The organism is Pseudacidovorax sp. 1753, from assembly GCF_040544975.1.
Lineage (GTDB): Bacteria > Pseudomonadota > Gammaproteobacteria > Burkholderiales > Burkholderiaceae_C > Xenophilus.
The window spans coordinates 1-25,978 of the sequence record NZ_JBEPKY010000012.1; the positions used below are offsets into that span (position 1 = coordinate 1).

Genomic DNA, 25,978 nt, shown 5'->3' on the forward strand with positions numbered 1-25,978 from the left:
CGGCGCCGTGCCGGCGCCGCAGCAAAACCAGGAGTAATCTCCTTCAACCCAGCGGATTCCTCAAATCGACTGGTACGGGTTCTTGGGGCAGGTCAACCTGGCCGGCGCCCTGGTGATCGGCGGCATCCACCAGAACGACCACCCCGCCCCCCAGCACCGACCCCAACACGACCGTCACCGTCTACCCGGACGGCGCCACGGTCAGCCACGACCACGCCGCGCACGCCCTGGCCATCACCGTGCCCGCCAGCGGCACGGCCGACATCACCGTCCCCGACCGCATCACCGTCCACTGCACGACGGCCGACGTGACGGCCAGCGACAGCGCCACGGTGCACTCCCAGCAGATCACCCTCGACGCGCCGCAGACCACCACCACCGGCCACCTCACGGTCATGGGCCTGACCACCATGCTGGGCGGTTTCAGCGCTTCCGGCACCTCGGCCGTGCCCGGCGCGCAGAGCGTGGGCCGCATGAGCATCCCACTGCTCTCCAACCGCGAGATCGAGACCACCAGCACCGTGCAGGCCGACACCGACGTGCGCAGCGGCCCCATCAGCCTGCGCGGCCATACCCACGACAAGGTGCAGGAAGGCGCCGACCTGTACGGCCTGCCGCATTGATGTCCGTCAGCGCGAGCGAAGCGCAAGCCAATCGACTGCGCTTTATCGCGGCCAAGGTTGGCCATCATGGGGTGGGAGCCGCGCGCACAGGCGGGCGAGATCGGCGTACCAAACCCAGGTCCTGCTGGGGCACGCGACGGAGGGGATGACGGCGACCTACATGCGGCGCGAGGCGGGCCGGCGCGTGATGCCGATTCGGTGATTTGCGGAACAGTGTTCCGCAAACATCACCTTTGAGGGGTGCAGCTTGCTACAACGAATGTAGCGCTAAAGCGTTGTGGCAGCTGTAGAAATGGGTGGTAGGACGTGCAGGATTCGAACCTGCGACCAACGGATTAAAAGTCCGCTGCTCTACCAACTGAGCTAACGTCCCGCTTCACGTTCGCACTGCGGTGCGATGTGCAGCAAAGCCTATGAGTATAGCGTGGATTTCTGTGAAATCCTGTCGATCAGCCACCCAGCTGCGCACAGACCGAAGGTGGCGGTGACGCTGACCATCGAGCCGTAGCCGTGGCAGTTGAGCGAGCCGTCGCCCTCGATGGCGCAGGACGCATCGGGCGGCGCCACCGGCTCGCGGCTGAAGACACAGGTCAAGCCGATCGGCTTGCCGTCGCGCCGCGCACCGTGATGCTTGCGCAGCCGCTGCCGCAACTGCGCCATCAGCGGATCGTGGGTGGCCAGGGCGAGGTCCTCGACCTCGACGCGCTGCGCGTGCCGCTTGCCGCCGGCCGCGCCGACGGTGATGAACAACACCCGCCGCCCCTGAGCCAGGGCCCACGCCGCCATGCTCGTCTTGGCCGACATCTGGTCGCAGGCGTCCAGCACGGCGGTGACGGGGCCGAGCGCCTGCCCGGCCTGCTCGATCAGCGGCAACCAGTTGTCCGCCGTCACGAACTCATCCACGGGCGCCACGCGGCAATGCGGATGGATGTGACGGATGCGATCCTGCATGGCCAGCACCTTGGCTTGGCCGACGGTGTCGTCGAGCGCATGGATCTGGCGGTTGATGTTGGACTCGGCCACATGGTCCATGTCGATGAGCGTCAGCGCACCGACGCCGCTTCGGGCAAGCGCCTCAGCCGCCCAGGAGCCAACGCCGCCGATGCCAACCACCACCACATGGGCCTGGCGCACCGCCGCGGCGCCCTGGACGCCGTAGAGCCGCTCCATGCCGCCAAAGCGCCGGGCAATGTCCGGCTCGGGCACCATGGTGTCCTCTGTCAGGGACGGCGGCGGAGTCACAACCCCGCTCAACGCAGGCGCGACAGGCGTTCGCGTGCCGCCGTGGCTGCTTCCGACTGCGGATAGGCCTTGACCAGGTCTTCCAGCGTGCGGCGAGCAGCGCGCGTGTCCTTCAGCTCGATCTGGCAATTGGCGATGGACAGCACGGCCTCCGGGGCCTTGGCGTGGTCCGGTGCCAGCGAGAGCATGGAGCGGAAGTTGGCCACGGCCTCGGTGTAGTTGCGGGTCGCGTACTGCGCGTTGCCGAGCCAAAAGAGCGCGGACGGGTTGTAGCCGCTGCGCGGATAGCGCTTCACGAAGTCGGCAAAGGCCGTCTGGGCCTGGGCGAATTGCCCGGAGCGGAAGACGCCCAGCGCGGCTTCGAAGTCGGCCTTCTCGCGCGGATCGGCCATGAACTCCTTGCCGTCGACCGACACCTGCTGCGGCTCGTTCTGCTTCAGGCGGTCGTCGATGGTGGTCTGGCGCTGCTGCAGCTCGGTCAGCGTGCGAGTGAGCTGCTCGTTCTGGCCCGTCATGCGCGCCAGGTCGCCGCGCAGGTTGTCGATCTGCTGCTGCAGGTCGACGAGGCTGCGACGCAGCTGGCCGTTCTCGTCGGCCAGGCGCTGCGTGGTGTTCTCGGACTGCTGGCGCACGGTTTCGACACGCTGGCGCAGGTCGAGGATGGCGCGGCGCGCCTCGTCATCCTCGAACAGCGCCGCGTGGGACGCCGCAGACACGCACAGAAAAGCGGCCGCAAGGGCCGCCGGACGCACGAGGTGCTGCAGTCGCTGCATCAGCGGTACACGATTTCAGCGCGACGGTTCTGGGCGCGGGCGTCTTCGCTCGTGCCTTGGACCGCAGGCTTTTCCTTGCCGAAGCTGACGGCCTCGATCTGGCTGTCGTTCACGCCCAGCAGCGTGAGCGCACGGCGCACAGCCTCGGAACGCTTCTGACCCAGGGCCAGGTTGTACTCGCTGCCGCCGAGGTCATCGGTGTGACCTTCGATGGAGATGCGGCGCGAGGGATTGGCCTTCAGGAAGCGCGCATGACCATCGATGAGTTGCTGGAACTCAGGCTTGATCGTGTAGCTGTCGAAGTCGAAGTAGATGACCCGGGCCACGCCCACCGGACCCTGGCGCGTCTGCGCGTTCGGGTCGATGGTGACAGGCGCCACGCCGCTGGCCGCGCCGGAACCTGCGCCACCGCCGGTTCCGCCAGCGGTGCTGACCGGCGTTTCATTCAGCTTGGTACCCGACGAGCAACCCGCCACCAGGGCGACGAAGGCAAGGGCAAAAATCGATTTCTTCAACATACGAACACTCCTCAGTGCGGACAAAAAATCATTGCTTCTGGAAGGGACCCCAATCCGGTTCCCGGATGTCCCCCGCCTTCCCCGCCAGTCGCGCCTTGATCTTTCCGTCAAGGGTCGTGGTCATCAGCGCTTCTCTTCCCTGAATCTGGGTGGAATAGACGATCAGCTTGCCGTTGGGAGCGAAGCTGGGGCTTTCGTCTGCCGCGGTGTCGGTGATGGCCGTGGCATTGCCAGTGGCGAGTTCCATCACGTGGAGCTTGAAGGCTCCGCCGACGCGCGAGATGTAGGCCAACCACCGCCCGTCGGGGCTGATGGCCGGAGAAATGTTGTAGGACCCCGAGAAGGTCACCCGCACTGGTGCGCCGCCGCTGGCGGGCATCTTGTAGATCTGCGGTGCGCCGCCGCGGTCGCTCACGAAGTAGATGGAACTGCCGTCGGCGGTGTATGTCGGCTCGGTGTCGATGCTGCTGCTCTGCGTGAGCCGGCGGGGTTCGCCCCCGGTGGCCGGAATGGTGTAGAGCTGCGAGCCGCCATCGCGGCTGAGCGTCACGGCCAGGCTGCGGCCGTCGGGCGACCAGGCAGGCGCGCTGTTGGAGCCGCGGAAGTTGGCCACCAGGCGGCGCTGGCCGGTGGCGACGGTGTGCACGTAGACCACGGGCTTGCGCGACTCGAAGGACACGTAGGCCAGCTCGCCGCCGCTGGGCGACCACACGGGGGAGATGATCGGCTCGGGGCTGGCGAGTGCCGCCTGCGCGTTCTCGCCGTCTGCGTCGGCCACCCACAGCGTGTAGCGGCCCGAGGCCCGCGTGACATAGGCGATGCGGGTCGAGAACACCCCCTTGTCGCCCGTCAGCTTCTCGTAGACGTAGTCGGCGATCCGGTGGGAGGCAAGGCGGAGGTCGGCCTCGGGCACGGTGTAGCTCTGGCCACCCAGGTCCTGGCCGCGCACCACGTCCCACAGACGGAAGCGCACATCCCAGCGGCCATCGGCCAGCCGGGTGACGCTGCCCGCCACGAGCGAGTCGGCCGTGCGCTGGCGCCACAGGGCCAGGTCGGGACGGCTGTTCTCGTCGAGGGATTGGCCGGATGCATCGACGCCGCGGAATTGCCCGCTACGCTCGAGATCGGCCTGGACGATGGCGGAAATCTTCTGGGGAGAGGCATCTTCGCCGCGGAAGGGCACCAGTGCGATGGGCAACTGGGTGAGTCCCACACCGGAGACTTCGACGCGGAACTGGGCCAGGGCGGGAAGGACCGGGGCCGCGGCAAACGCGGTGATCAGCGTACGGCGGGCCAGGGTCGGGAACACGGAGGAAGACTGCGACGGCGACGAAGTATTCATGCAGCTCGGAGAAATTTACGCCTGGAAAGTTTCAGATCCGGGTCGCTCTTCCAGGCGCGGAGCCGGCGATGTTACACCTTGCCTCTACGCGCAAACCCGGGCTTGCGTTCCGATTTCGCCGCTGTCCTACAGCCGCCAGAGGCGCGCCAGGCGGCACCCGTAGAATCCGCCGCCATGTCGACCTCCCCTGCCGACGCGCCTGCGCGAGCGCCCTTGACTCGCCGGCTCGCCCGGCTCATGACGTGGTTCGGCGGTTCGCGTCGCTGGTGGGTTCTGGCCCTGGTGATGTCCGTCGTGGCCGCCGTCACCGAACCCCTGATGCCCGCCCTACTCAAGCCCCTGCTCGACCGGGGCTTCGCGCGTGGCCAGCTCGCGCTGTGGATGGTGCCCACGGCCATCATCCTGCTCTTCGCGGTGCGCGGCGTGGCGCAGTTCGTGTCGCAGTACGCGCTGGCGCGTATCGCCAACGAAGGCATGCAGCGCATGCGCAGCGTGCTGTTCGAGCGCATGCTGGCGGCGGACCTGGGGCTGTTCTCGCGCCAGTCGGCGAGCACGCTGTCCAACACCATCGTCTACGAGGTGCAGACCGGTGCCATGCTGCTCGTGCAGGCGTTGCTCAGCATCTCGCGCGACGGCTTCACCGTGGTGGCGCTGCTGTTCTACCTGCTCTACCTGAACTGGAAGCTCACTCTGGTCGTCGCCGTGCTGGTGCCCGGGGTCTCCTGGATCATGAAGGCGCTGTCGCGCCGCCTGTACAGCCTGACGCTGATGGGCCAGCAGGCCACCGACGAACTGGCCTATGTGGTGGAAGAGAACGTGCTCGCCCACCGCATGGTTCGGCTGCACGGTGCGCAGGCCGGCCAGTCGGCGCGCTTCGACCGGCTCAGCCACAGCCTGAACCGGCTGGCGGTCAAGTCCACCATCGCCTCGGCTGCGATGACGCCGCTGACGCAACTCTTCGCGGCGGTGGCCCTGTCGGTCGTGGTGATGATCGCCCTCTGGCAAAGCGGCGACCGCGGCCTGACGGTCGGCAGCTTCGTGGCGTACATCACGGCCATGCTGATGCTGATCGCGCCCATACGGCGCCTGGCCGACATGGCCAATCCCATCACCCGCGGGCTCGCGGCGCTCGAACGGGGATTGGGCCTGATGGACGGCACGCAGGTCGAGGCCGAAGGCCGCTTCGAGATGGCCCGCGCCGAGGGCCGCGTGGAACTGCGCGGCGTGCAGGTGCGCTACCGCGAGGACGCGGGCATGGCGCTGGAGGACATCGATCTGCGCATCGCCCCCGGCGAGATCGTGGCGCTGGTGGGCCCTTCCGGCTCCGGCAAGACGACGCTGGTCAACCTGCTGCCCCGCTTCGTGCGGCCCACTGCCGGGCAGGTGATGCTGGACGGCCACGACGTGGCCGACTGGACGCTGGAGAGCCTTCGCCAGCAGTTCGCCCTGGTGAGCCAGGACGTGGTCATGCTCAACGACACGCTCGCGGCCAACGTCGCACTGGGCACCGCGCAGATCGACCGGGCGCGCGTGCTGCGGTGCGTGGAGGCCGCCAACCTCGCGCCCCATGTGGAGCGCCTGCCCCAGGGCATCGACACCGTGCTGGGCCACAACGCGACCGAGCTCTCCGGCGGCCAGCGCCAGCGCCTGGCCATCGCGCGCGCGCTCTATCGCGACGCACCGGTACTGCTGCTGGACGAAGCCACGTCCGCGCTGGACACGGAGTCGGAGCGACTGGTGCAGGATGCCCTGCAACGCCTGATGCAGGGGCGCACGACCCTGATCGTCGCGCACCGGCTGTCGACCATTCAACACGCCGATCGCATCGTGGTGATGGATCGGGGCTGCATCGTCGAGCAAGGCAGCCATGCGGAGTTGATGGCCCGGGACGGTCTCTACGCCCGTTTGCAGGCACCACGGGTAGCGCCGGCCGATGCATGAGGGATCCAGGGGCCACCCCTTCCTGGGTCCGTGCCTGGCCTGATCGCCTTTTGCTCAAGCCGCTGACGCGCGCCGGATTCACGCGCAGGCTGAAGAACTGAGCCGGCTGCAGGCCGCTTCCGGCCGTTGCGCCACTGCCGCATGCACTGCGGAGTTGTCCTACAGCTCCGCCAAACGGTTGAGCGCGAACGCTCAGGTGATCTACGAAGTGCCCGAAACTTAACAGAATGTTAATCTGAGATATCAGCAACAGCCGCTCAGCACGGGCGAACGAAGAGAGACGAAGGATTGGCAATGCAGCTCCCAGCAGCAGCACCTGCCGGTGACTCGACGGCCCTCGGCGGGGCAAGCGAACAGGACGAAGGTGCAGAGGGGATCCAGGGCGTTCTGACGGCGGTGCGTCGACACCTGGGCATGGACGTGGCGTTCATCTCGCACTTCGAGACGAGTGAGAGAGTCTTCGAGTACGTGGACTGCGCGCCGGGCGGGCCGCTGCGCCCCTTGCAGCGCCTGTCCATGAACGAAGGCTACTGCCTCAAGGTCGTGCGCGGCGAACTGCCGGAATGCATTCCCGACACCTCCAAGCTGGAGGCTGCGCGCCAGATCCCGCAGACCACGGCGGTGCCCATCGGCTCGCACCTGAGCGTTCCGGTGCGGCTCAGGGACGGCAGCATCTACGGCACGCTGTGCTGCTTCAGCTATCTGCCGAATCCCGCGCTCGGTGAACGCGAGATGCGGCTCATGCACGCTTTTGCCGAAGTGGTCGGCCTGCGCATGGACGAGCGCTCCGCCGGCCAGCGGGCCCGGGAGAGCGCCGCCCGCGAGGTTCACGCTGCCATGGCGAAGGGGGCCCCGCGCATCGTCTTCCAGCCGGTCTACAGCATCACGCAACGTGCGGTGCGAAGCTTTGAATGCCTCTCGCGCTTCGACGTCGCGCCGCAGCGGCCACCGGACGAATGGTTCCGCATCGCCGACGAGGCCGGCGTGGGCCTGCCGCTGGAGCTGTGCGCCATCGAGAAGGCCTTGCAGAGCCTCGACGCCTTTCCCGCGACCTGCTCGCTCAGCGTCAACTGCTCGCCCAGCCTGATCCTTTCGGGCCGGCTGGAGCCGGTCCTCTCGGCGGTCCGCGCTCCTTCCCGCGTAACGCTGGAGATCACCGAGCACGCCATCGTGCAGGACTACGCGGCGCTCGCCGCCTCCTTGGCGCCGCTGCGGGCGCTGGGCGCGGGGCTGGCGGTGGACGACGCCGGCGCCGGCTATGCCAGCATGCGGCACATCCTCAATCTGGCGCCGGACATCATCAAGCTCGACATGAGCCTGACCCGCAACATCCACGAGGACGGCAAGCGCCGTGCACTGGCCAAGGGCCTGACCAGCTTCGCGCACGAGATCGACAGCCTGGTGATCGCCGAAGGCGTGGAGTCCGGCGACGAACTCGAGATGCTGCAGCGGCTCGACGTGGACTGCGCGCAGGGCTACTTCCTGGCCAGGCCGCTGGGCCTGAAGGAAGCCCTGGCCTTCAGCGCGACCCACTAGGGTCGTGCGCTCGACGCCGGGACACCCGCCGGCGTCACAGCAGCACGATGTCGTACTGCCCCTGCCCCATGGCCGACTCGGCCTGCAGCGAGATCGGCTTGCCGATGAAGTCCGACAGCCCCGCCAGGTGCTGGCTCTCCTCGTCGAGGAAAAGCTCGATCACCGCCGGCGAGGAGACGATGCGGAACTCGCGGGGCGTGAACTGACGGGCCTCGCGCAGGATTTCGCGCAGCACCTCGTACGCCACCGTGCGCGCGGTCTTGACGATGCCCTGGCCGCCGCAGGCCACGCACGGCTCGCACAGCATGTGCGCCAGCGATTCGCGCGTGCGCTTGCGCGTCATCTCCACCAGGCCGAGCTGCGAGAAGCCGCTGGCCGTCGTCTTGACCCGGTCGCGGCCCAACTGCTTGCGCAGTTCGGCCAGCACCTGTTCCCGGTGGTCGGTGCGGCTCATGTCGATGAAGTCGACGATCACGATGCCGCCCATGTTGCGCAAGCGCAGCTGTCTTGCGATGGCCAGGGCCGCTTCCAGGTTGGTCTTGAAGACCGTGTCGTCGAAGTTGCGCGCCCCGACGAAGGCGCCGGTGTTGACATCGATGGTCGTCAGCGCCTCGGTCTGGTCGATCACCAGGTAGCCGCCGGACTTGAGGTCCACCCGCCGGCCGAGCGCGCGCACGATGTCCTCGTCGATGTTGAACAGGTCGAAGATCGGGCGCTCGCCCGTGTACAGGGCCAGCTTCTCGGCCGCCTTGGGCATGAACTCGCGGCCGAAGCTCAGCAGCTTGTCGAACTGCTCGCGCGAATCGATGCGGATGGTGGTCGTGTGGTCGTCCACCAGGTCGCGCAGCACGCGCTGCAGCAGGCTCAGGTCCTGGTGCAGCAGCGACACCGGCGGCATCTTGCCGGCGCGCTCGTGGATGCGGGTCCAGGTCTTGCGCAGGTAGGCGATGTCGTCGGCCAGTTCGGCGTCGCTGGCGTCCTCGCCGTTCGTGCGCAGGATGTAGCCCCCGTGATCGCGCGACGGGGCGCCCTGCCCTGCAGTCGCCTGGATGGCGGCCTCCGCCAGCGTCTGCACACGGCGGCGCAGCGTATCCCGCTGCTCGGGCGGGATCTTCTGCGAGACGCCGATGTGGTTGTCCTGCGGCAGGAAGACGAGCATGCGCCCCGCAATGCTGATCTGCGTGGACAGCCGCGCTCCCTTGGAGCCGATCGGGTCCTTGATGACCTGAACCAGAAGCGACTGGCCTTCGAACACCTGGCGCTCGATGGGCACCACGGGCTGCTGGGAGCGGCCCCCCTCCCCGCCGGCCGCCGCGCGTGCCTCGGGCATCGGCGCGGCCCGCGAGCCAGGCGTGAATGGCGCCACCAGGTCGGCGACGTGCAGGAAGGCCGTGCGCTCCAGCCCGATGTCGATGAAGGCCGACTGCATGCCCGGCAGCACGCGCGACACCTTGCCCAGGTAGACGTTGCCGACGAGGCCGCGTTCCAGCGTGCGCTCCACGTGCAGTTCCTGCACGGCGCCGTGCTCGACCACCGCGACACGCGTCTCCTGGGGAGCCCAGTTGATGAGGATTTCTTGCATGGACTTGGCCGTTCAGGGGATATGCCAGCCCGCCTGGCGCAGCAGTTGCGCCGTCTCGAACACCGGCAGGCCCATGATGCCCGAATGGCTGCCCGCGATGTGCGCGACCAGGGCGCTGCCCAGTCCCTGGATGGCATAGGCGCCGGCTTTGCCCATGGGCTCGCCCGTGGCCACGTAGGCCTCGATCTGCCTGCGGGTGAGTTCGGCAAAGCGCACCCGCGAGACGCTGAGCGCCTGCAACCGGCGGCGTCCCGCCTGCACGGCCACGGCCGTCATCACGCGGTGCGTGCGCCCTGACAGCGCAGCCAGCATGGCGTGCGCATCGGCCGCGTCGGCCGGCTTGCCGAGGATGCGGCCGCCCAGCGCCACGGTGGTGTCCGCGCACAGCACCGGCGCTGCGGGCAATCCGCGCCGGCGCAGGCGGGCGACGGCCGCGTCGAGCTTGAGCCCGGTCACACGCTGCACATAGGTGGCGGCAGCCTCGCGCGGCAGCGTCACCTCCAGCGCCTCGGCGTCCTCGTCGGCCTCGGCCAGCAACGGCTGGTGACGGACTTGGAGCAGGTCGAGCAACTGGGCCCGGCGCGGGCTCTGCGAGGCCAGATAGACGAAGTCCGGGCGAGGTTTATTCACGGTGGTAAGGATGGCCGGCGTTGACCGACCACGCCCTGTAGAGCTGTTCGACCAGCAGCACGCGCGCCATGGCATGCGGCAGCGTCAGGTCGGAGAGGCGGATGCGCTCGTGCGCGGCCGCCTTGAATGCCGGCTCCAGCCCGTCGGGCCCGCCGATGACCAGCGCCACGTCGTCGCCCTCCCCCTGCCAGTAGGACAGGCGGGCGGCCAGCGCCTTGGTGGTCAGCGCGGTGCCGCGCTCGTCGAGGGCGACGACGCGGGTACCGCGGGGAATGGCCGCCTCGATGCGCTCGCGCTCGGCCGCATACAGCGTCTCGAGCGACTTGGAGCCGCGGGGTTCGGTCTTGACGGCCTTGAGCTCGAGCTTGAGCTCCGGCGGGAAGCGCTTGGCGTAGTCGTCCCAGGCGGTCTGCGCCCAGTCGGGCATGCGCTGCCCGACGGCGACCACCAGCAACTTCATGCCTTCTTGCGGGCCGGCGCCTTCTTGACTGCCACCTTGCGGGCCGGCGTGCCGACCACGACCTTCTTGGGCGCAGCCTTTTTCGCAGCGGGCTTGCGGGCGGGCTTGGCCGCCGCGCTGCCGGCGGCCTTGCGTGCGGGCGCCTTGGGCGCAGCGGGCTTGGCGGCTGCCTTCTTGGCTGCAGGTTTGCGGGCCGGGGGCGCGGCCGATTCGGCAGGGGCACCGGCACGCTTGCGCGGCGCCTTCTTGGCCGGTGCCGCGGGTTCGTCGGAAGAGACGCGGGCCGAAGGCTTGGGCGCACCGAACTTCACGCGCACCGGCTTGTCGCCCCAGATCTCTTCGAGGTGGTAGTAGGCGCGGATGTTGGGCTGCATGATGTGGGCCACGGCGGGGCCGCAGTCCACGATGATCCATTCGCCGTTGTCCTCGCCTTCGATGCGCGGCTTGTTGAAGCCGGCCTCCTTGACGGCCTCGCGCACGCTGGCGGCGAGTGCCTTGGTCTGGCGGTTGGAGGAGCCGGAGGCAACGATCACCCGCTCGAACAGCGGGGACAGGTGCTCCGTGTTGAAGACCTGGATGTCCTGGGCCTTGACGTCCTCCAGGCCATCGACGATGGCCCGCTGGAGTTTCTGGATGTCTTTCTTGGCGGAGGCGTCAGTGCTCATCAGGCGGGCTGTAGAGGTGGTGTTGTTCAATATAGCGTGCAACGGCAGGAGGAACCAGCGCCGCCACCTCCAGCCCCTGCGCGGCGCGCTGGCGGATCAGGGTGGCACTGGTGTCCTCCGGCGCAATGCGAAGGGATTCGAAACGGGCTTCGGCCGGCAGCCCAGGGAGGCTGCGCGGATCGAAGACGATGGGCTGGCCCGCATCGTCGATGCGTTCGGCCACCACCACCGTGGCGATCTGCAGGATCTGCTGCCAGCCATGCCAGGTGGGCAGTGCCGCCGCCTGGTCGGTGCCGAGCATCAGCACCCACTCGACTTCGGGCTGTTCGAGCCGCAATTCTCGCAGGGTATCGAGCGTGTAGGTCGGACCACTGCGAAGTGTCTCCCGCGCATCGACCATCACGGCACCCAGCGGCTCGAAAGCGAGCCGTGCCATGGCCACCCGATCGGCAGCGTCGCTGAGCGTACGCGCCTTGTGCCAGGCATGGCCGGTGGGCAGCACGCGCAACTCGCGCAGACGCAACTGCGAGAGGGCCGCGCGCGCCAACGCCACATGTGTGTTGTGCGGTGGATCGAAGGCACCGCCGAACACGCCCACGCGGGGTTTCAGAGCCATTCGCGGCGGGGCAGGAAGTCGGTGTAGAGCCGCGCCTCGGCCGAGCCGGGTGCTTCTTCGCGCCGATAGGCCCAACTGGCCTGCGGCGGCATCGACAGCAGGATGGATTCGGTGCGACCGCCCGACTGCAGGCCGAAGTGCGTGCCGCGGTCCCACACCAGGTTGAACTCGACGTAGCGCCCCCGGCGGTACAACTGGAAGTCGCGCTCTCGTTCGCCCCAGGGCAGACTGCGGCGACGCTCCACGATGGGCATGTAGGCCGACAGGAAGGCATCGCCGACCGACTGCAGCATGCAGAAGCTGCGCTCGAAGCCCAACTCTGAGAAGTCGTCGAAGAAGATGCCGCCGATGCCGCGCTGTTCGCCCCGGTGCTTCAGACAGAAATACTCGTCGCACCAGGCCTTGAAGCGGGGGTATTTGTCCTCACCGAACGGGGCAAGCGCATCGCGGCAACTGCGGTGGAAATGCACCGCGTCGTCCTCGAAGCCGTAGTAGGGCGTGAGGTCCATGCCGCCGCCGAACCAGCACACCGGTTCGGCGTCCGCAGGGAGCGCCGCGATCATGCGCACGTTCATGTGCACGGTCGGCACGTAGGGATTGCGCGGGTGGAAGACCAGCGAGACCCCCATGGCCTCGAAGGGCGCGCCGGCCAGTTCGGGGCGGTGCTGCGTCGCGGACGGCGGCAGCCGAGGCCCCCTCACCTGCGAGAAGCCGCAGCCTGCGCGCTCGAACAGATCGCCGCCTTCCAGGATGCAGGTCAGTCCCTCGCCCTGCAACGGCTCGCCAGGCGCCTTGTGCCAGGCGTCGCGCACGGCGCGCGCGCCGTCGGCGCCCTCGACCGCTTCGACGATGCGCGCCTGCAAGCCGCGTAGCCAGTCGCCGACCGCCTGCGGCTGCGCCTGCATCAGGCGCCCTGCCCGCGCGCAGGCATCGCGCGATGGCCGATGTCCTTGCGGTACTGGACCCCATCGAAGCGCACCTGCGCCGCCACTTCGTAGGCGCGCTGCTGGGCCAGCTTGACGTTGTCGGCCAGCACCGTCACGCACATCACGCGGCCGCCGCTGGTGAGCAGCTTGCCGTCCTGCAGCGTGGTGCCGGCATGGAAGACCACGGCATCGGCAGCCTCTGCCGGTACGCCGCTGATGGCGTCGCCCTTGCGCGGATCCAGCGGATAGCCGTGCGCAGCCAGGACCACGCCGAGCGCGGTACGCCGGTCCCATTCGAGTTCCACCTGGTCCAGGGTGCCATCCGTGGCGTGCCAGAGCAGATCGAACAGGTCGGACTTCAGGCGCATCATGATCGGCTGCGTCTCGGGGTCACCCATGCGGCAGTTGAATTCGAGCGTCTTGGGATGGCCGGCCGCGTCGATCATCAGTCCGGCGTAGAGGAAGCCGGTGTAGGGAATGCCGTCGCGCTCCATGCCGCGGATCGTCGGCAGGATGATCTCGCGCATCACGCGGGCATGCACCTCGGCCGTCACCACGGGCGCCGGCGAATAGGCGCCCATGCCGCCGGTGTTCGGGCCCTGGTCGCCATCGAGCAGACGCTTGTGGTCCTGGCTGGTGGCGAGGGCCGCGACGTTCTTGCCATCGCACAGCACGATGAAGCTCGCTTCCTCACCCGCCAGGAACTCCTCGATCACCACGCGGGCACCGCCCTCGTTGTGGCTGATGCCCAGCTTGTTGTCGAGCAGCATGAAGTCGATGGCCTCGTGCGCCTCGGCCAGCGATGTCGCCACGACCACGCCCTTGCCCGCCGCCAGACCATCGGCCTTGATGACGATGGGCGCGCCCTTGGCGTCCACATAGGCATGGGCGGCCGAGGCATCGGTGAAGGTCTCGTATTCCGCGGTGGGAATCTTGTGCCGCTTCATGAAGGCCTTGGAGAAGGCCTTGGAGCTTTCGAGCTGCGCGGCCGCCTTGGTGGGACCGAAGATGCGCAGGCCGTGGTCGCGGAATTCGTCGACCACGCCCGCCGCCAGCGGGCCTTCCGGGCCGACCACGGTCAGCGCGACTTTTTCCTGCTGCGCCCATTCGCGCACCGCTGCGGGATCGGTGTGGGGGACTTGCACGAATCGCTTGTCCAGCGCCGTGCCGCCGTTGCCGGGCGCCACGTAGACCCGCGTGACGCGCTCGGAATGCGCCAGGCGCCACGCCAGCGCGTGCTCGCGGCCACCCCCGCCGATGACCAGGACCTTCATCAGGAGGCCTCCGCGATGGACGCGTTGTGGTAGACCTCCTGAACGTCGTCCAGGTCCTCGATCATGTCCAGCAGCTTCTGCATGCGGGCGCCGTCCTCCCCACCGAGTTCGATGGTGTTCTCGGCACGCATCGTGACCTCGGCCAGTTCGGCCTTCAGGCCGGCAGCCTCCAGCGCGTTCTTGACGGCTTCGAAATCGCCGGGCGCGGTGATCACCTCGATGGCCCCGTCGTCGTCCGTCACCACGTCCTCGGCGCCGGCTTCCAGTGCCACTTCCATGACCTTGTCCTCGTCCGTGCCCGGCGCGAACAGGATCTGGCCGCAATGCTTGAACTGGAAGGCCACCGAGCCCTCGGTGCCCATGTTGCCGCCGTACTTGGAGAACACGTGCCGCACTTCGGCGACCGTGCGCACACGGTTGTCGGTCATGGTGTCCACGATGATGGCCGCGCCGCCGATGCCGTAGCCCTCGTAGCGGATTTCCTCGTACTGCACGCCTTCGAGGTTGCCGGTGGCCTTGTCGATGTTGCGCTTGATGGTGTCGGCCGGCATGTTGGCGGCCTTGGCCTTGTCGACCGCCAGGCGCAGGCGGGGGTTGGCCGTGAGGTCACCGCCACCCGTGCGCGCGGCCACCATGATTTCGCGGATGACGCGCGTCCAGATCTTGCCGCGCTTCTCGTCCTGCCGGCCTTTTCTGTGTTGAATGTTTGCCCACTTGCTGTGTCCGGCCATGACCTGATGCTCGCGTTTCTTGTCTGTCGTTACGGGTGGGCAATTTTACCGTCCGCAACGAAGCTTCCCCTCGGCGGGACGGCATACTCCGCCTTTTTCACAATCCTCCACCGTCCCATGACCCCCGATTCCTCCAGCGCCGGCATGTCGACCCCAGACTCGGACAGCTGCGATGTCTTCGTGATCGGCGGCGGCCCGGCCGGGGCCACGGCCGCCGCGTTGCTGGCGCGCCAGGGCCGGCGGGTGGTGATGGCCGAGAAGGCGCATCACCCGCGCTTCCACATCGGCGAATCCCTGCTGCCTGCCAATGTGGAGCTGTTCGACCGGCTGGGCGTTCGCGAACAGGTCGAGCGCGTCGGCATGGCCAAGTGGGGCGCCGAGTTCGTCTCGCAGGAGCACGGACGCAGTGTCCGCCTCGGCTTTGGCGAGGGATGGGACAAGAAGCTCACCCACGCTTGGCAGGTTCGCCGGTCCGACCTGGATGAGATCCTGTTCCGCCATGCGGCGAAGGAAGGCGCGACCGCACTCGAAGGCTGCCGGGTACGCGAGGTCGCCTTCGACGATCAGGGCGCGACCATCCATGCCACGCTCGACGACGGCAGTTCGCGCCAGTGGCGCGCGCGCTTCGTGGTCGACGCCTCCGGCCGCGACACCTTCATGGCCAACCGCCTGAAGTCCAAGCTCAAGAACCCGCGCCACAACAGTTCGGCTCTGTTCGGCCACTTCCGCAACGCGTGGCGGGCAGAAGGCATGTACGAGGGCTACATCACCATCTTCTGGTTCAAGCACGGCTGGTTCTGGTACATCCCGCTGGCGGACGGCACGGTGAGCGTGGGCGCAGTGTGCTGGCCCTATTACCTGAAGTCGCGCGACAAGCCACTCAAGGAGTTCTTCGCCGACACCATCGCCATGAGCCCCGAGCTTGCCGAGCGGCTCAAGGGCGCGGAACTGGTCGACGACGCGGTATATGCCACCGGCAACTATTCCTACAGCGGCACACATTGCACCGGCCAGCGCTACCTGATGCTGGGCGATGCCTTCGCCTTCATCGATCCGGTGTTCTCGTCGGGTGTGTACCTGGCCATGCACAGTGCCTTCGAGGGTGCCGAACTCGTGGCCACCACGCTGGACCAGCCCAGCCGCGCCCCCGCCGCGCGGCGCGCCTTCGAGCGGTACATGCGCAAGGGCCCGAAGGAGTTCTCCTGGTTCATCTTCCGCGTCACCAACCCGACGATGCGCGAGTTCTTCATGTACCCGCAGAACCCCTTCCGCGTGAAGGAGGCGCTGATGTCGCTGCTCGCGGGGGACATCCACAACGGCACGCCGATCTGGCGCTCGCTGCGCATCCTCAAGACCATCTACTACGCGGTGTCCGCGGCCAATCCACGGCGAACCTGGCATGCCTGGCAGCGGCGCCGGCGCAACATCCGAGACCTGGGACCGCTGGCCGGCGAGAACGTGCTCGAGCGGCAATGAGTGCAGCCTCGCCCATCACCACCGGCGCCCGCGCCGCGGACGCTGCCGCCGTCGTACCCGCTTCGACCTTTCAGCGCTGGCCCCTGAGCGATGCCGCCCGGGTCGAATCCGGACGCATCCTGGGTGGACTGGTCTATGGCTGGATGGAGGACGGCGCGGCGCTGCCTGACGGCCTGACTGCAGTGCCGGCCCCGATGCTTGTGCAGCAGCAGGTGCGCGCCGATGTGTGGCTTGCCAGCGGGCCGGTCGAGGCCGGCCAGACCGGCAATGTGCGCTGGCGCCACGACGGCCGGCACCTGTTCGGCGCCATCGACCTGCCGGAAGACGGCTCCGGCCTGGAGGCGCTTGCCCGGCGGGCCTATGGCGACCTCTTCGCCTGCCTCGCCCGGACGGGCTTTGCCCATTTGCACAGGCTCTGGAACTACCTGCCGCGCATCAACGAGGATGGCGGCGGGCTGGAACGGTACCGCCAGTTCAATGCCGGGCGGCAGCAGGCATTCCTCGATGCCGGCCAGGCCGCGTTCGAAGGCGCCCCCGCAGCCTGCGCGCTCGGCCTGCACAGGGGTGGCCTGATCCTGCGCTTCCTCGCCGCCAGGGTGCCGCCACAGCCCATCGAGAACCCGCGCCAGACGCCAGCCTGGCGCTACCCGGCCGACTACGGCCCACGCGCGCCGACCTTCTCGCGGGCGGCCGTGGTGTGCCAGCCTGACGGAACGAAGCATCTGTTCGTCTCGGGCACGGCCAGCATCGTCGGCCATGCGACCGTCCATGTGGACGACCTGCAGGCCCAACTCGAAGAGACACTGCGCAACCTCGACGCCGTGCTGGCCGAGGCGAACCACCACGGTGGCGGCGGATTCACCCTTGGCGGGAGCGACGCCGTGGTTTACGTCCGCCGTCCCGAGGACGCGCCGGTGCTGCGCGACCAGTTGGCCGCGGCATTGGGCGCGCAGAGTCCTTTCCTCCGTCGCGCACTGTTCCTGCACGCTGACATCTGCCGTCGCGATCTGCTGCTAGAAATCGAAACCCACATGAGCATTGCCGACCGTCCTGCAGCCGCTGTCGCGCCGCCTCCCGAGGCCGCCGAAACGCGCCGCACCACGTCGCTCCCGGATCTGGATGACCTCACGCGCTGACCGCCACCGCCCCCAACCTCGCCTGGATTGCGCGCAGCCATGAGGCCGATCCTGCGGTTCGCCAAGGCGGTTCTTCTTGCGCCGCCGCTCTACCTGCTGCTGTTGGGGCTGGGGCTCATGTCGCTGGCATGGAACATGGCCGCCATGGTGCTTTATCCCTTGCTGCCCCCGGACAGGGGGCGTGACGTAGGGCGAGGAGCCATCGCGCATGGCTATCGCCTCTTCTGGACCGTGGCCAGCGCCTGCGGAATGATGCGCATCGATGCCCGCTGCCTGTCCGCCCTGCGCGACGAGCGGGGACTCGTGATCATCGCCAACCACCCGACGATGCTCGACGCCCTGGTGCTGGTGGCGCACCTGCCGCACAGCGCCTGCATCATGAAGGCATCGCTGATGAGGAACGTGTTCCTGGGTGCAGGCGCCCGGCTGGCGCGCTACATACGCAATGATTCGGCCCGGACCATGGTGCGGCTTGCGGTCGACGACCTGCGCGATGGCGGCCAGCTCGTCGTCTTCCCAGAAGGCACCCGCACGACCGGCGGGCGGCTCAATGCCTTCCGCCCCGGCGTCACGTTGATCGCGCGGCTGGCGCAGGCCCCGATCCAGACCGTGTTCATCGACACCGACTCGCCGTACCTCGGCAAGGGCTGGCCGATCTGGCGGGTCCCCCCGCTGCCGATCGTGTTCCAGCTGCGGCTGGGCGAACGCTTCACACCAATGGCGGACAGCAACGCCCTCACGGCACGCCTCGAACAATACTTCCAACAACATCTGACGCCCGGGCCCGCGCCCGAGGCGGCCGCTGCCGAATGCCAGAGTCCTCGCGCACCCACCTTGTCCTGATCCCCAGCTACAACACCGGGCCGAAAGTCTTCGAGACGGTGCGCGAAGCCCGGGCCCAGTGGAACCCCGTGTGGGTGGTGGTGGACGGCAGCACCGACGGCACGGCCGAGCAACTTCAGCAGATGGCGCGGGCGGACGCCGGCCTGCGCGTGTGGGTGCTGCCCCAGAACCGGGGCAAGGGCGCCGCCGTGATGCAGGGTTTGGGAACCGCCGCCGCCGAAGGATTCACGCACGCGCTCACGATGGATTCCGACGGGCAGCATCCTTCGGCGCTCATCCCCGCGTTCATGGCAGCGTCGATCCAGCGGCCGGAGACGATGGTGCTCGGCCGGCCGGTGTTCGACGCCAGTGCCCCGCTGCTGCGTGTGCGCGGGCGCCGTGTCTCCAACGGATGGACCCAACTGGAGACCCTGTTCGCCGGGATCGGCGACTCGCTGTATGGCTTCCGGGTCTACCCCATCGACGACCTGCTCGCGATCATGGACCGGCAACCCTGGATGCGACGCTTCGATTTCGACACCGAGGCGGTGGTGCGACTGGCCTGGCGCGGCGTGAAGCCCGTCAACATCGACGCGCCCGTCAAGTACCTGAGCGCCGACGAAGGCGGCGTCTCCCATTTCCGTTATGGCCGCGACAACGTGCTGCTGACGTGGATGCACACGCGGCTGATGATCGAGTTCGTCCTGCGCCTGCCTTCCCTGGCCTGGCGACGTCTGCGGGGAGCGCCACCCTTCCAGCGCTGAATTCAGGCCGCGGGCAGTGCGATGCCCGCCGAGCGGGACCGCAGGAAGGCGGGGATCACCCGTGCGACGCGCTGCATCATGGCGAATTCGCCGTCGCTCAATTCTTTGCTGTCCTGATCGAAGTGGCACAGCGAGCCGAAGAGCTGGCCGGCGTCGTCCAGCACCGGGACGCCGTGATAGCTCAGCAACACGCCTTGGTAGACATGGCCGTCGAGGCGACGGTCAGCGCCGGTGTCTCCACTTTGGAAGCCGCCGTCGCGCAGCACGTACTGGCAGAAGCTGTCCTTGAAGGGCACCGCGGCCAGATGCTCGGGCCGCGCTTCACCCGCCTTGTCCACCAGCGCAAGGTTGCGCATGAGGTCGCCCTCGAAGCGGTAGACGCCGGTATAGCGGTGGGGAACACGGGCGTTGAGCTCGCGCAGAGCCGCTTCGAGGCCATCGATCTGGCAGACACGCACGAACCACTGGATCTCGTTCATCAGGACACTTTCGCAGAAGGTGCGATTGTCGTGGAGCCCGCCGCGGGCCCACCAGGGTGAGCGGACATTCAGGGCTCCGGCCACCGCTGCGGCACGCGCCGCAGCTTGGTGGTGTCGTAGCCCAGCGACCGCAGACGGGCGACGGCCGCGTCGTAGCGTTGTTCCGGGATGGCGGGTTGCCTCGCCATGATCCAGGCGTAGTCCCGGGCGCTGCGACCGATGATGGTCAGCGAATAGGCCGGGTCCACGTCGACGATCACGTACTCGGCCTTGATCGGCCAGATGAACTGCATCCCCCAGACGGCATTGCCCGTGCCTTCCACCACGGTACCCACCGGGTTCATCGTCCGCAGAGGCCCGTCGAAGGCACCCTCGCGGTACCGAAAGCGCGTGCGGATGCGGCCCTCGTCGTCCAGCCGGTAGGACTCGACGGCGTTGTAGGCATCGCGCTCGGGCGGGGTGGGGATGTTGCCGATGACATACCAATCGCCCATGAATCGGCGCAGGTCGACCGCTGCCTCGCGTTCGATGGTGGGGGTGGAGACCGCGCATCCGGACACTGCGGATCCAGCGAGCACGACGCCGCCCACGATCAAGGATCGGCGCGAGAGGGAAACCGAGGACGATGCAGGTCTCACGATGGCATTCCAGACGTGGGTAGAGGTACGAGAAAGTACCTCAGCGGCTTTGAGGGCAACGTCGGACAAGAACGACAGCGCTGTGCATGGTCGACCAGCTACCCGAGCGGGTCACCGCGCTTGCGGACGAACAGCGGGAAGGCGCGCTGAAGCAGCGGGCAGCGGGCACTCGTGGGCGCCGCCGGCCTCTCGGCAGGCTTGAAGCGGGCCAAGGGTAGTTGGTAGGCGATGCGCGCACCCTGCCCGCGCAGCCCGAGCCTTCAGGGACGCTTGAGGCCGAAGGCGCCAAGCACCTGGTCTGCGTTCTTCTGCATCTGCTCCTGCATCTGCTGGAAGGCGGATTTGGACTGTTCGACGTAGCTTCCCATCAACCCCTGAAGCACGGGCGACTGCATCGTCATGAAGCGGGACCACATCTCGGGCGTGAAGCTCTGGGCCTTGTCGGCCATCTGGGTCTGCACCTCGACCATGGCCTGGATGTTCTTCTCGAGGTAGGGCGCCATGAAGCCCTGCATGGCGTGGCCGTAGAAGCGGATGATGCTGGCCAGCACCTGCTCGGTGAACATTGGCGCGCCACCGGCCTCTTCTTCCAGGATGATCTGCAGAAGGATGCTGCGGGTGATGTCTTCGCCCGTCTTGGCATCGCGGACCACGAAGGTCGCCTGGTCCATCACCAGTTGCTTGACGTCCGCAAGTGTGATGTAGGCCGAAGAGTCGGTGTCGTAGAGCCTGCGGTTCGGGTACTTCTTGATCACCCGTTCAGACGACTTGGCCGCCGCCTTCTTGCCCTGCACTGGAGATTCCTTCAAACCACACACCTCGCATTCCACGAGCAACCCATTCTAGGGAGGCGACTGGAAGCGCATTCCAAGGTTTACCCTGCCCAGCCGCCAAGCCTCAGGGATTGGGGTACTCGGCACCGCAACTGCCGCAGCGTGCGAGTTCATGGCCCTCCTCCATGCGCTGGAACGAGAGAGGCGTGCGCGTGCTGGCGAAAACCCAGCATCGCGGGCAATGCTCGCGGCCTTCCATCGGCAGGTAGGAGCGGGCACGCTGCTGGACGCGCTCCCGGGTCACCAGCACACCCATGCCTTCGGCGCGCGCCACGTCCTGCGCCGCCATCGTGCCGACGCGCCCACTGGCCCGGTCATTGATGCCATAGACGGCACGAGCAAATTCCAGCGGGGCCTGATGCAGCAGCATGGCAATGCGGCGCCGCGAAGCAAGGTCATCAGGAAGGACGGAAGTCGAGTTCATCAGGATTCCCCGAAGGCGCAAAGTGATTGTTATGTGCGAGCCAAGTTATCACACGCCGCAACCAATTGCATCTGACGTTCAGCCAGGAAGGTCAGCCGGCGTGCTGCCTGAAGACAGGGCGAACCGACATCGAGGCGGAGGAATGATTCGACGGCTTGCGGCCCAGCGAGTCGGACTGTTTCCGCAAGATTCGGCAGGGGGCTTCCCAACTCCGAAAGTACCGTGCTATACTCTACCCTCTCGAACAAACACAGGCGCGTAGCTCAGCTGGTTAGAGCACCACCTTGACATGGTGGGGGTCGTTGGTTCGAGTCCAATCGCGCCTACCAAACGCTGTGTGTCAACCAGGCACACACCAAAAATAGCCCCGTAAGGGGCTATTTTTTTGCCTGTTCGTGGGTTACGCAAGGCAAAGAGTTCCATTCGTCGAACGACTTTGCCTTGGAACGAGCAGCACGGAAAGCCGGAGGCTCCGCGCGCCGCCCCTTGGGCGAAAGCTCAGCGGCGCCGGGCCGAGCGCACGCCAGACACCGAGGCCACGATGCCCAGCACGTGGGTCAGCCGCGCTGCATCGGCGATCTCGATGGTGAAGGTCATCCAGGCCGTCCCCCGCACCGACTGGGTCTGGACGCCGATCACGTTCATCTTCTCGCGCGCGAAGACGTCCGAGATGTCGCGAAGCAATCCCTGGCGGTCGGCCGCCTCCACCGCCACGTCCACGGCATAGACCATGTCGCTGCCGCTCCGCGGCGTTCCCCATTCCACGTCGATCACGCGGCCGGTGTCCTTCGCCGCCATCATCCTGAAGTTGCTGCAGTCCGCGCGGTGCACGCTCACGCCGTGGCCGCGTGTCACGAAACCCCGGATCGCATCTGGCGGCGCAGGTCGGCAGCACTTGGCCAGCTGGGTCATGAGCGAGGAGACGCCCACCACCAGCACGCCGCCCTTGCCGGAACCATCGGTGGCCCGGGGCTTGCGGATGAGCGGCGCTTCGTCGGCCGCGGGCTGAGCCTCCTGCGGTCGCAACAGGTTCTCGATGTTGCGCAGGGAGAACTCGTCCTTGCCCACCACTTCGAACAGATGGTCGGCGCTGCGAAAGCCCAGCTGGGTGGCCAGGTCCTCCAGGCGCAATGCCGTCTTGCCCTCGCGCTGAAGCAGCTTCTCGACCGCCTCGCGACCCCGCGCCACGGTCTCGTGCGTGGCCTGGGCATTGAACCAGGCACGCACCTTCGCACGCGCCCGATGGCTGGCGAGATAACCGAGATCGGTGTTGAGCCAGTCACGCGAGGGCCCGCCTTCCTTCGTGGCGATCACCTCGACGGTCTGGCCGTTCTGCAGCGGCGTGTTGAGCGGCACCATGGCGCCGTCCACGCGCGCGCCCCGGCACCGGTGGCCCAGCTGCGTGTGCACCGTGTACGCGAAATCCACTGGTGTGGAGCCCTGGGGCAGCTCCACGATGGCGGCATCGGGCGTCAGCACGTAGATGCGGTCGTCGAAGAGGCCGCTGCCCTGGTCACCACCGGACAGGTCGCGCTCCCAGGCCAGCAACTGCCGCAGCACCGCGATCTTCGCGTCGTACTCGCCGCCGGCCCACACACCGGCATAGCCCTTGGGGCCGGCTTCCTTGTAGGCCCAGTGCGCCGCCACGCCGTGCTCGGCATGCTCGTGCATCTGCGCGGTGCGGATCTGGATCTCGATGGGCTTGTCGGGCCGGCCGCCCGCCACGTCGCGCACCACCGTGTGCAGTGACTGGTAGCCATTGGGCTTGGGCCGGGCGATGTAGTCGTCGAACTCCTCCACGATCGGCTGGAAGTGCGAATGCACCCAGGCCAGCACCGCATAGCAGTCCTTCACGTCACCCACGATCACGCGCAGGGCCAGGATGTCGAACACCTGGCCGAAGTCGAGCGACTTGCCGCGCATCTTCTTGACGATGCTGTAGATGTTCTTGGGCCGACCCTGCACCTTCGCCTCGATGCCCTGGCTGGCAAGGTCCCGCTCGAGCCGCGCGCGCAGTTGCTCGACATAGACCTCGCGCTCCGCCCGCTTCTCATCGAGCAGCTGGGCAATCAGCTTGTAGGTGTCCGGCTCCAGGAAACGGAAAGAGAGGTCCTCGATCTCCCACTTGACCTGCCAGATGCCGAGCCGGTTGGCCAGCGGCGCGAACACCTGGAGCGACTCGCGCGCCATGCTCTCGGGCACCGGCTGCTTGACGGCCGCCGCATGCCGAAGCGTCTGCAGCCGCGAGGCCAGGCGCAGCATCACCACCCGCAGGTCCCGCGAGAAGGCGAGCAGCATCTTGCGCACCGTCTCGGTCTGCGCGCCGCTGCCGTCGGCCATCTGCACGACGCCGCGCGTCTGCTTCTGGACCTGGACCAGCTTGGTCGTCTCCAGCGCGAGGGAGGCGTAGTTGTCGCCGAAGACCTTGGAAATGACCTCGTGCGGCCGGTTGAGGTGCGGGCAGGCGTAGACGAGATAGCTGGCTGCCTGCATGGCCTCGGAGCCGCCCATCGAGGCCACGATGGCGGCTACCGCATCGGCGTGCGCCAGCGTGTTCTCGCCGGTGTCGAGCGTCTCGCCCTCGATCAGCGGTGCTGCGAAGGCGCGGGCGCGGGCCAGCATGTCCTCCATGCCCGGCGCCACCTGGGCAGTGGCGGCGGACAGGGCATGTTCAACGACGGCTGGCTCTGACACTGACAACTCTCAATCGCAAATTCTGGATGTGCACTCAACGCGCGAACAGGAAGGACGCCACGACGGACGACTGCGCCGGATCGACCAGCGTGGGCGCATGCCCGACGTTGGCGAACTCGACGAGCGAAGCCCTGGGCCCCCGCTGCGTCATCGCCTGCGCCGTGCTGCGCGACAGCAGATCGGAATCCGCGCCGCGCAGCAGCAAGGTCGGCGCCGTCACGGCATCGTAGGCCGCCCACACCACCGCTTCGCCCTGCGCCGCCTGCTCGCGCGTCAGCGCCCGCAGGCCCACGGACAAGGCCGGGTCGTAATGCAGCCGGTAAGGGCCGACATCGGTGCTGCCCTGCGTCGGCGCCTGCCGTTGCCGGCCGTCGGCGCTGCGTTCGCTGGCCGGGACCAGCATCGGCACCGTCAGCGCACGCCACTGCTCGGGGGTGTGCGGACCGAAGCCCGCGGAGATCCCGAGCAGCACCTGCGCCGCCTCTTCGACCGTGGCATAGACGCCGCCCTGCCCCACGTAGCCCGAAATGCGGGCGATCGCATCGAATTCAACCGCCGGACCGACATCGTTGAGCACGAGGCGCCGCACAGGCACGGGCGCCAAGGTTGGCTGGGCGGCCAGGAAGATGCCGATGAGGCCGCCCATGCTGGTGCCGACATGGTCAAACTGCACGATCGGCGCGCGCGCATGCAGGTGCGCGAGCAGCGCCATCATGTCGGCGACGTACTGCGGGAACTGGTAGTGCGCTGGCTCCGCCAGCCAGTCGCTTCGACCGCGGCCCACGACGTCCGGGCAAACGATGCGCACCGGCTGCGGCGCCTCGGCCATCAGCACTTTCGCCAGCGCGTCGAAGTCCCGCCCCTGGCGCGTGAGTCCATGCACGCACAGCACCACATGGCTGGCCTGCGGGTCACCCCACTGCCAATAGGCCATGCGATGACCGCCGCCCGCATCCGCGCAGTCCACGAAATCAAGGATGGGCTCTGTCATGCAAACGTCTCCGTGGCGCTGGCGATATGCTCGCGTCCATCCTAATTGATCGCGGAGAACAGCCCATCATGCTTCAAGGCAAAACAGCGCTCGTCACAGGCTCGACCAGCGGCATCGGACTCGGCATCGCCAGGGCGCTGGCACAGCAGGGCGCCAACCTCGTGCTCAACGGCTTCGGCGACGCGGATGGCGCGCTGGCCGAGATCCGCGCCCTCGGGGTGAAGGCCGAGTACCACGGCGCCGACATGAGCAAGGCCAGCCAGATCGAGGACATGATGGCCTTTGCGGCGAGCAAGTTCGGCCGCGTGGACGTGCTGGTCAACAACGCCGGGATCCAGCATGTGGCGAAGGTCGAGGACTTCCCGCCCGAGAAGTGGGACGCGATCATCGCCATCAACCTCAGCAGCGCCTTCCACACCACCCGGCTGGCCATCCCGGCCATGCGCGAAGCCAACTGGGGGCGCATCGTCAACATCGCCTCGGCGCATGGCCTGGTTGCCTCGGCGCAAAAGTCGGCCTACGTGGCGGCCAAGCACGGCATCGTGGGGCTGACCAAGGCCGTGGCGCTGGAGACCGCGACCACCGGCGTGACCTGCAATGCCATCTGCCCCGGCTGGGTGCTGACGCCCCTGGTGCAAAAGCAGATCGATGATCGTGCCGCACGCGAAGGCATCACAGTCGAGAAGGCGAACAACGACCTGCTGGGCGAGAAGCAGCCCTCGCTTCAGTTCACCACCGTCGAGCAGTTGGGCGGCCTGGCGGTCTTCCTGTGCTCGCCTGCGGCAGACCAGGTGCGGGGCGTGGCGTGGGCCATGGATGGGGGCTGGACGGCGCAATAGTCCTGCCCGTGGCGCCGCCGGAA

At 67.7% G+C, this 25,978-nt stretch carries 26 protein-coding genes and 2 tRNA genes; 9 read left to right on the forward strand and 19 right to left on the reverse strand.

The genetic code is table 11. The features are described from left to right. The first annotated feature begins 239 nt into the window (after positions 1–239). On the forward strand, positions 240–623 hold the full coding sequence (locus ABIC63_RS15965; RefSeq protein WP_354320470.1) for a hypothetical protein: 384 nt from the start codon (positions 240–242) through the stop codon (positions 621–623). Between the two features lie 297 nt (positions 624–920). On the opposite strand, the gene ABIC63_RS15970 is transcribed toward ABIC63_RS15965, so the two are convergent. The 5 genes from ABIC63_RS15970 to tolB form a co-directional block, all read right to left on the reverse strand. Further along, a tRNA-Lys gene (locus tag ABIC63_RS15970) sits at positions 921–996 on the reverse strand. Between the two features lie 38 nt (positions 997–1,034). Beyond that, on the reverse strand, positions 1,035–1,832 hold the full coding sequence (locus ABIC63_RS15975; protein ID WP_354320471.1) for a tRNA threonylcarbamoyladenosine dehydratase: 798 nt from the start codon (positions 1,830–1,832) through the stop codon (positions 1,035–1,037). A 41-nt stretch (positions 1,833–1,873) separates the two neighbouring features. Further along, positions 1,874–2,638, reverse strand: coding sequence for a tol-pal system protein YbgF (gene ybgF, locus ABIC63_RS15980; protein WP_114804751.1), 765 nt, complete (start codon positions 2,636–2,638; stop codon positions 1,874–1,876). Next, positions 2,638–3,156, reverse strand: a complete 519-nt coding sequence (pal, locus tag ABIC63_RS15985) for a peptidoglycan-associated lipoprotein Pal (RefSeq protein WP_294365969.1) — start codon at positions 3,154–3,156, stop codon at positions 2,638–2,640. The genes ybgF and pal overlap by 1 nt, the downstream gene beginning before the upstream one ends. A 28-nt stretch (positions 3,157–3,184) precedes the next feature. Next, complete coding sequence (tolB, locus tag ABIC63_RS15990) at positions 3,185–4,498, reverse strand: Tol-Pal system beta propeller repeat protein TolB (RefSeq protein ID WP_354320472.1); 1,314 nt, start codon at positions 4,496–4,498, stop codon at positions 3,185–3,187. Between the two features lie 174 nt (positions 4,499–4,672). Between tolB and msbA the strand changes: the two genes are divergently transcribed. Together msbA and ABIC63_RS16000 are read left to right on the forward strand one after the other, a co-directional pair. Next, the gene (msbA, locus tag ABIC63_RS15995; protein ID WP_354320473.1) at positions 4,673–6,439 is read left to right on the forward strand and encodes a lipid A export permease/ATP-binding protein MsbA; all 1,767 of its coding nucleotides are present in this window, start codon (positions 4,673–4,675) and stop codon (positions 6,437–6,439) included. 294 nt (positions 6,440–6,733) lie between these two features. Next, entirely contained in the window at positions 6,734–7,975 is a 1,242-nt protein-coding gene (locus ABIC63_RS16000) for a sensor domain-containing phosphodiesterase (protein WP_354320474.1), read from the forward strand. Between the two features lie 34 nt (positions 7,976–8,009). Here the strand turns inward: ABIC63_RS16000 and rng are convergent, their stop codons facing one another. From rng to ABIC63_RS16040, 8 genes are read right to left on the reverse strand one after another with little or no spacing between them, the layout of a single operon-like run. Next, complete coding sequence (gene rng, locus ABIC63_RS16005; RefSeq protein WP_354320475.1) at positions 8,010–9,557, reverse strand: ribonuclease G; 1,548 nt, start codon at positions 9,555–9,557, stop codon at positions 8,010–8,012. 12 nt (positions 9,558–9,569) lie between these two features. Then, entirely contained in the window at positions 9,570–10,187 is a 618-nt protein-coding gene (locus ABIC63_RS16010) for a Maf family protein (protein WP_354320476.1), read from the reverse strand. Beyond that, positions 10,180–10,647: a 23S rRNA (pseudouridine(1915)-N(3))-methyltransferase RlmH gene (gene rlmH, locus ABIC63_RS16015; RefSeq protein ID WP_294365625.1), complete on the reverse strand. Its 468-nt coding sequence runs from the start codon at positions 10,645–10,647 to the stop codon at positions 10,180–10,182. Before rlmH ends, ABIC63_RS16010 begins: the two co-directional genes overlap by 8 nt. After that, the gene (gene rsfS / locus ABIC63_RS16020; RefSeq protein WP_354320477.1) at positions 10,644–11,312 is read right to left on the reverse strand and encodes a ribosome silencing factor; all 669 of its coding nucleotides are present in this window, start codon (positions 11,310–11,312) and stop codon (positions 10,644–10,646) included. The genes rlmH and rsfS overlap by 4 nt, the downstream gene beginning before the upstream one ends. Beyond that, entirely contained in the window at positions 11,302–11,928 is a 627-nt protein-coding gene (nadD, locus tag ABIC63_RS16025; protein WP_354320478.1) for a nicotinate (nicotinamide) nucleotide adenylyltransferase, read from the reverse strand. The genes rsfS and nadD overlap by 11 nt, the downstream gene beginning before the upstream one ends. Further along, entirely contained in the window at positions 11,919–12,833 is a 915-nt protein-coding gene (gene hemF / locus ABIC63_RS16030) for an oxygen-dependent coproporphyrinogen oxidase (RefSeq protein WP_354320479.1), read from the reverse strand. Before hemF ends, nadD begins: the two co-directional genes overlap by 10 nt. Continuing rightward, positions 12,833–14,128, reverse strand: coding sequence for a phosphoribosylamine--glycine ligase (gene purD / locus ABIC63_RS16035; RefSeq protein WP_354320480.1), 1,296 nt, complete (start codon positions 14,126–14,128; stop codon positions 12,833–12,835). The genes hemF and purD overlap by 1 nt, the downstream gene beginning before the upstream one ends. After that, positions 14,128–14,859, reverse strand: coding sequence for a YebC/PmpR family DNA-binding transcriptional regulator (locus ABIC63_RS16040; protein ID WP_294365617.1), 732 nt, complete (start codon positions 14,857–14,859; stop codon positions 14,128–14,130). The genes purD and ABIC63_RS16040 overlap by 1 nt, the downstream gene beginning before the upstream one ends. Positions 14,860–14,976: 117 nt before the next feature. Between ABIC63_RS16040 and ABIC63_RS16045 the strand changes: the two genes are divergently transcribed. The 4 genes from ABIC63_RS16045 to ABIC63_RS16060 are packed head-to-tail and all read left to right on the forward strand — an operon-like array spanning position 14,977 to position 19,057. Continuing rightward, positions 14,977–16,335: an NAD(P)/FAD-dependent oxidoreductase gene (locus ABIC63_RS16045; protein ID WP_354320481.1), complete on the forward strand. Its 1,359-nt coding sequence runs from the start codon at positions 14,977–14,979 to the stop codon at positions 16,333–16,335. Then, a complete protein-coding gene (locus tag ABIC63_RS16050) occupies positions 16,332–17,471 on the forward strand; it encodes a chorismate transformation FkbO/Hyg5 family protein (protein ID WP_354320482.1) in 1,140 nt (379 codons plus the stop codon). Before ABIC63_RS16045 ends, ABIC63_RS16050 begins: the two co-directional genes overlap by 4 nt. Before the next feature lie 39 nt (positions 17,472–17,510). After that, entirely contained in the window at positions 17,511–18,314 is an 804-nt protein-coding gene (locus ABIC63_RS16055; RefSeq protein ID WP_354320483.1) for a lysophospholipid acyltransferase family protein, read from the forward strand. Continuing rightward, positions 18,281–19,057, forward strand: coding sequence for a glycosyltransferase family 2 protein (locus ABIC63_RS16060; RefSeq protein ID WP_354320484.1), 777 nt, complete (start codon positions 18,281–18,283; stop codon positions 19,055–19,057). The genes ABIC63_RS16055 and ABIC63_RS16060 overlap by 34 nt, the downstream gene beginning before the upstream one ends. Before the next feature lie 2 nt (positions 19,058–19,059). Here ABIC63_RS16060 and ABIC63_RS16065 read toward each other — a convergent pair whose 3' ends face one another. The 4 genes from ABIC63_RS16065 to ABIC63_RS16080 all read right to left on the reverse strand — a co-directional run bounded on the left by ABIC63_RS16065 (position 19,060) and on the right by ABIC63_RS16080 (position 21,431). Next, a complete protein-coding gene (locus tag ABIC63_RS16065; protein WP_354320485.1) occupies positions 19,060–19,536 on the reverse strand; it encodes a GAF domain-containing protein in 477 nt (158 codons plus the stop codon). 68 nt (positions 19,537–19,604) lie between these two features. After that, complete coding sequence (locus tag ABIC63_RS16070) at positions 19,605–20,096, reverse strand: lipocalin family protein (protein WP_354320486.1); 492 nt, start codon at positions 20,094–20,096, stop codon at positions 19,605–19,607. A gap of 338 nt (positions 20,097–20,434) precedes the next feature. Next, positions 20,435–20,983 (reverse strand): polyhydroxyalkanoate synthesis repressor PhaR, encoded by a 549-nt coding sequence (gene phaR, locus ABIC63_RS16075; protein ID WP_234191855.1) that lies wholly within the window; start codon positions 20,981–20,983, stop codon positions 20,435–20,437. A gap of 88 nt (positions 20,984–21,071) precedes the next feature. Beyond that, positions 21,072–21,431, reverse strand: a complete 360-nt coding sequence (locus ABIC63_RS16080) for a hypothetical protein (protein ID WP_354320487.1) — start codon at positions 21,429–21,431, stop codon at positions 21,072–21,074. 252 nt (positions 21,432–21,683) lie between these two features. On the opposite strand from ABIC63_RS16080, the gene ABIC63_RS16085 reads away from it, so the two are divergent. Next, positions 21,684–21,760, forward strand: a tRNA-Val gene (locus ABIC63_RS16085). Between the two features lie 169 nt (positions 21,761–21,929). Here ABIC63_RS16085 and ABIC63_RS16090 read toward each other — a convergent pair. Further along, positions 21,930–24,062, reverse strand: a complete 2,133-nt coding sequence (locus ABIC63_RS16090) for a RelA/SpoT family protein (protein WP_502935882.1) — start codon at positions 24,060–24,062, stop codon at positions 21,930–21,932. A 97-nt stretch (positions 24,063–24,159) separates the two neighbouring features. Then, positions 24,160–25,116 carry an alpha/beta fold hydrolase gene (locus ABIC63_RS16095; RefSeq protein WP_354320488.1) on the reverse strand — a complete coding sequence of 319 codons (957 nt, stop codon included), beginning with the start codon at positions 25,114–25,116 and terminating at the stop codon, positions 24,160–24,162. Between the two features lie 65 nt (positions 25,117–25,181). Here ABIC63_RS16095 and ABIC63_RS16100 point away from each other — a divergent pair, with 65 nt between their 5' ends. Then, on the forward strand, positions 25,182–25,955 hold the full coding sequence (locus ABIC63_RS16100; protein WP_294365961.1) for a 3-hydroxybutyrate dehydrogenase: 774 nt from the start codon (positions 25,182–25,184) through the stop codon (positions 25,953–25,955). Positions 25,956–25,978 lie beyond the last annotated feature (23 nt).

What these genes read in the sequence shown, in the direction of transcription:
- ABIC63_RS16055 (WP_354320483.1), top strand. Translation starts at nt 17,511, where the DNA reads ATGAGGCCGATCCTGCGGTTCGCCAAGGCGGTTCTTCTTGCGCCGCCG.
- ABIC63_RS16065 (WP_354320485.1), bottom strand. Translation starts at nt 19,536, where the DNA reads ATGAACGAGATCCAGTGGTTCGTGCGTGTCTGCCAGATCGATGGCCTC.
- ABIC63_RS16095 (WP_354320488.1), bottom strand. Translation starts at nt 25,116, where the DNA reads ATGACAGAGCCCATCCTTGATTTCGTGGACTGCGCGGATGCGGGCGGC.
- ABIC63_RS16060 (WP_354320484.1), top strand. Translation starts at nt 18,281, where the DNA reads ATGCCAGAGTCCTCGCGCACCCACCTTGTCCTGATCCCCAGCTACAAC.
- ABIC63_RS15975 (WP_354320471.1), bottom strand. Translation starts at nt 1,832, where the DNA reads ATGGTGCCCGAGCCGGACATTGCCCGGCGCTTTGGCGGCATGGAGCGG.
- ABIC63_RS16080 (WP_354320487.1), bottom strand. Translation starts at nt 21,431, where the DNA reads ATGAACTCGACTTCCGTCCTTCCTGATGACCTTGCTTCGCGGCGCCGC.
- rlmH (WP_294365625.1), bottom strand. Translation starts at nt 10,647, where the DNA reads ATGAAGTTGCTGGTGGTCGCCGTCGGGCAGCGCATGCCCGACTGGGCG.
- ABIC63_RS16050 (WP_354320482.1), top strand. Translation starts at nt 16,332, where the DNA reads ATGAGTGCAGCCTCGCCCATCACCACCGGCGCCCGCGCCGCGGACGCT.
- tolB (WP_354320472.1), bottom strand. Translation starts at nt 4,498, where the DNA reads ATGAATACTTCGTCGCCGTCGCAGTCTTCCTCCGTGTTCCCGACCCTG.
- msbA (WP_354320473.1), top strand. Translation starts at nt 4,673, where the DNA reads ATGTCGACCTCCCCTGCCGACGCGCCTGCGCGAGCGCCCTTGACTCGC.
- ybgF (WP_114804751.1), bottom strand. Translation starts at nt 2,638, where the DNA reads ATGCAGCGACTGCAGCACCTCGTGCGTCCGGCGGCCCTTGCGGCCGCT.
- ABIC63_RS16090 (WP_502935882.1), bottom strand. Translation starts at nt 24,062, where the DNA reads ATGGAGGACATGCTGGCCCGCGCCCGCGCCTTCGCAGCACCGCTGATC.
- ABIC63_RS16000 (WP_354320474.1), top strand. Translation starts at nt 6,734, where the DNA reads ATGCAGCTCCCAGCAGCAGCACCTGCCGGTGACTCGACGGCCCTCGGC.
- rng (WP_354320475.1), bottom strand. Translation starts at nt 9,557, where the DNA reads ATGCAAGAAATCCTCATCAACTGGGCTCCCCAGGAGACGCGTGTCGCG.
- hemF (WP_354320479.1), bottom strand. Translation starts at nt 12,833, where the DNA reads ATGCAGGCGCAGCCGCAGGCGGTCGGCGACTGGCTACGCGGCTTGCAG.
- purD (WP_354320480.1), bottom strand. Translation starts at nt 14,128, where the DNA reads ATGAAGGTCCTGGTCATCGGCGGGGGTGGCCGCGAGCACGCGCTGGCG.
- ABIC63_RS16045 (WP_354320481.1), top strand. Translation starts at nt 14,977, where the DNA reads ATGACCCCCGATTCCTCCAGCGCCGGCATGTCGACCCCAGACTCGGAC.
- pal (WP_294365969.1), bottom strand. Translation starts at nt 3,156, where the DNA reads ATGTTGAAGAAATCGATTTTTGCCCTTGCCTTCGTCGCCCTGGTGGCG.
- nadD (WP_354320478.1), bottom strand. Translation starts at nt 11,928, where the DNA reads ATGGCTCTGAAACCCCGCGTGGGCGTGTTCGGCGGTGCCTTCGATCCA.
- ABIC63_RS16040 (WP_294365617.1), bottom strand. Translation starts at nt 14,859, where the DNA reads ATGGCCGGACACAGCAAGTGGGCAAACATTCAACACAGAAAAGGCCGG.
- rsfS (WP_354320477.1), bottom strand. Translation starts at nt 11,312, where the DNA reads ATGAGCACTGACGCCTCCGCCAAGAAAGACATCCAGAAACTCCAGCGG.